This window comes from Arthrobacter sp. JCM 19049 (assembly GCF_001310435.1).
Window position 1 is genome coordinate 1 of sequence record NZ_BAXF01000289.1, and the last position, 2,815, is coordinate 2,815.

General features: G+C 53.4%; 1 protein-coding gene. It reads left to right on the forward strand.

Annotated elements, in window-relative coordinates; translation table 11 throughout:
* The first annotated feature begins 739 nt into the window (after positions 1-739).
* Entirely contained in the window at positions 740-2,074 is a 1,335-nt protein-coding gene (locus JCM19049_RS11085) for a heparinase II/III family protein (RefSeq protein ID WP_279403018.1), read from the forward strand.
* Positions 2,075-2,815 lie beyond the last annotated feature (741 nt).

Here is a 2,815-nt window from a genome sequence, read left to right on the forward strand (position 1 = left end):
CTAGATGGCTTCTGAGACAGTTTGCATTTCGCCAGTTCTATGCACTCACTCGTTGGCGCCGGAGAAACTAGTGCGCAGAATCCTCGGCTGAATATTTGCAGGGAAACGGGAATGAAAACGTTCGGGCAATGTTTAGTCCTTGAGTGGTAACCTTTCTTACGCCGATGTCTATGATGGAGTTCGATCACTAAGCACCATGGGGATCAATCTTGGAAATTTCCGGTAGCCAGCGCGCCGAAGCCGCTGATCTAGGTTTCGACATTTGCGACGAGTGCGGCCAGACTTATATGCCAGCTCCAGGATTTGTCAATGATGGCCCTCAGTGTGACGCGAATGGCTTAGAAGGCCGTTTTATACTCCCAGTAAGCTACTTAGCCTTGGCACCTGCGCGCTCGCGCTCGCGTAAACCCTATTCCTGTGGAGCTCGGCCCCATTATTATGCCGACGGTCGGACGCTATTCAATCATGGGTGCTTATTTCTGGAGTCCCTAAACTCACCACTTAGCACAGCAACTCGGAGAAAAAATGACTGAACGCAAACCAACCCCCCCGATCTCGTCAACGCAATCGCCGAGGTCTCTTGCGGTTGGCCTCCCTAGCTTGAATCATGATGTCTCCCATCGCCAAGCCTTTGGCGGCATTTACGGGCGACCACGAAACATCGACGAGAGCTTAGCTAACTACTGGCAGGCAACCTTGTGCTCCCTCCTCAGCCAGTGTGGCAGGGAGATTTCACTGACTGGGTTGCGACCCATTCCAAGACCGAAATTGGAGATTTCAGCATCACACGCTACGGTGGCTAAACCCTCTACGGTGGGCCGCTATCGAAGGGGACGAAAAAGCGAGAGAAGAATGGATTCGAGTTGCACGTTCATGGGGCGAAACGAATGTTCCAGCTCAGTCATCTCCGTCAGACTTCGCATGGAAAGACATGGCTGATGGTAACCGCGCTATCCAGCTGTGTATCGGCGCGCCAATCGTAGACCCAAATGAAGAATGGTTCACCAGCCTCCTTGAATATCACCGCGATTGGCTGATGGACCCGAAGCATATCGTAGGCAAGAACCATGGCCTGCACCAGCATCAAGGGCTATTGGTGTTGGGTGCTGTCCTCCAAGACCGCGAGGCGCTGAATACTGCCGTGCGACGAATGGAAGCGCAGTTTGAAACCGCTTTCGACTACCAGGGATCTAATAACGAAGGGTCCTCTGCATATCATCAGATGAACATGACTTGGTGGGGGCTTGCCTGGAAACGAGTTCAGCTGGAAGGAATCGAGCCCCCTTCGGAGACTCAGAAGCGACTCTCGGCCGCTGCTGAAGTTCTAGCTCACATCACCCTCCCTGACGGTCAGATCCCACAAATTGGTGATTCTAAACGCACAAGGATCCAAGCTGGGTTTTCCGCAATATCGGATTATGTCGCCACCGGAGGCCGGCAAGGTGCAGCCCCAAAAGAAACCGTCAAGATTCTTGAACGTGGATATATCACTTCACGGAGCGGGTGGGGCTTAGAGCGCCCAATGGCGAAGGAATCCCACATGCTCATTAAGTATGGAGAGGATTTCAAGGGCCACTCTCACGATGACCGCGGAAGCCTGAATATCTATGCGGATGGTCAGCGTTGGCTCGTGGACCCAGGGTTCCATAGTTACCAGAACGCAAGTCCTGAAGTCCGTTACCTGAAGTCCCGGGAGCCTCACAACGTTTCCTCGATTGTCGGGGTGCCGCACGCAAAGGATGCAGCTGTTGATTTGATTTCAAGCGAAGTCAATGACAAGTTTCATGAGTTTGTTCTTGCAGATCGGGGCTACGGTGATATTGAGCTGATTCGGCGGGTCGTCTACTTCGTGGACGCTGATTGTTGGATTGTTTCTGATCGACTCAATTCCAATCCGCAGGCAGCGATAAGCCAAACGTGGCAGGTGGAGCCCGGAGTGAAAGCGCGTTACCTTGACAACGGGTTCAGACTCTACACCGATGCAAGTGACTTCTCGATGTTCTGGCTGGGCAAGCACATCGCTCAAAAACGTGCAAGCCGTAGAGGATTCACTCGTCGGCTGGGTTGGCACTAAATGGAAAACAATGGTGCCAGGAATGCAGATCACGGCAACTTCGACTCCAGCAAGGCCCCACATTGTCACTCTGTTCGGGCCTCGCACTTCGACACCGTTGAGCATTATAGAATCTCGCGTTGCTGTCAATGGCGCAATAATGGCTCATATTTCTCGAGGCCTTTCCCAGTGGCGAATTAACATTTCAGATGATGCTATCAGCGTCAAGGACAGCTTCTAATCATTCGTTAATGATCACGGCATGGTTCGGCACCCAGGTGCTCGCGGGGGCATGAAAAATGCTTCCCGTGAGCATCGGGAGTACTACTGTAGCGCTGCGTGGTGCGACTGGCAGTAGCTGATGTTCGCCAGCTGTCCAGCATCGATCAACCTCTTCACATAGGTAATAGGCTGCTGAGCCAGGGCATCCTCGAAATATCCGATAACGCCGAGGTCGCGCGGGTGAGCCATAAGCGTCAATGCAGTCTTTGCTGATACCGCCGCGTCGATCTGCGCCTTGAGATCAGCCCAGGTGTCCTTCTCCCATGTGTAGTGCCTGCTGCCTTCCCGAACTATCCCGTCGAGCGGGCGGCGGAGGCTGCCGATAGCCTAGGAGCAAATGCCGTGGTTAGCCAGAATAAGTCCACCAGCCAAAGTCGATGAGTAGCTATCCAGGGTGCCCGACTCGAACCCCTCGAATTTGGTGAAATCAACTAGGCCGGGGACAGTGAACCCATGAACGTGATGCCCAGCTGGGATTCC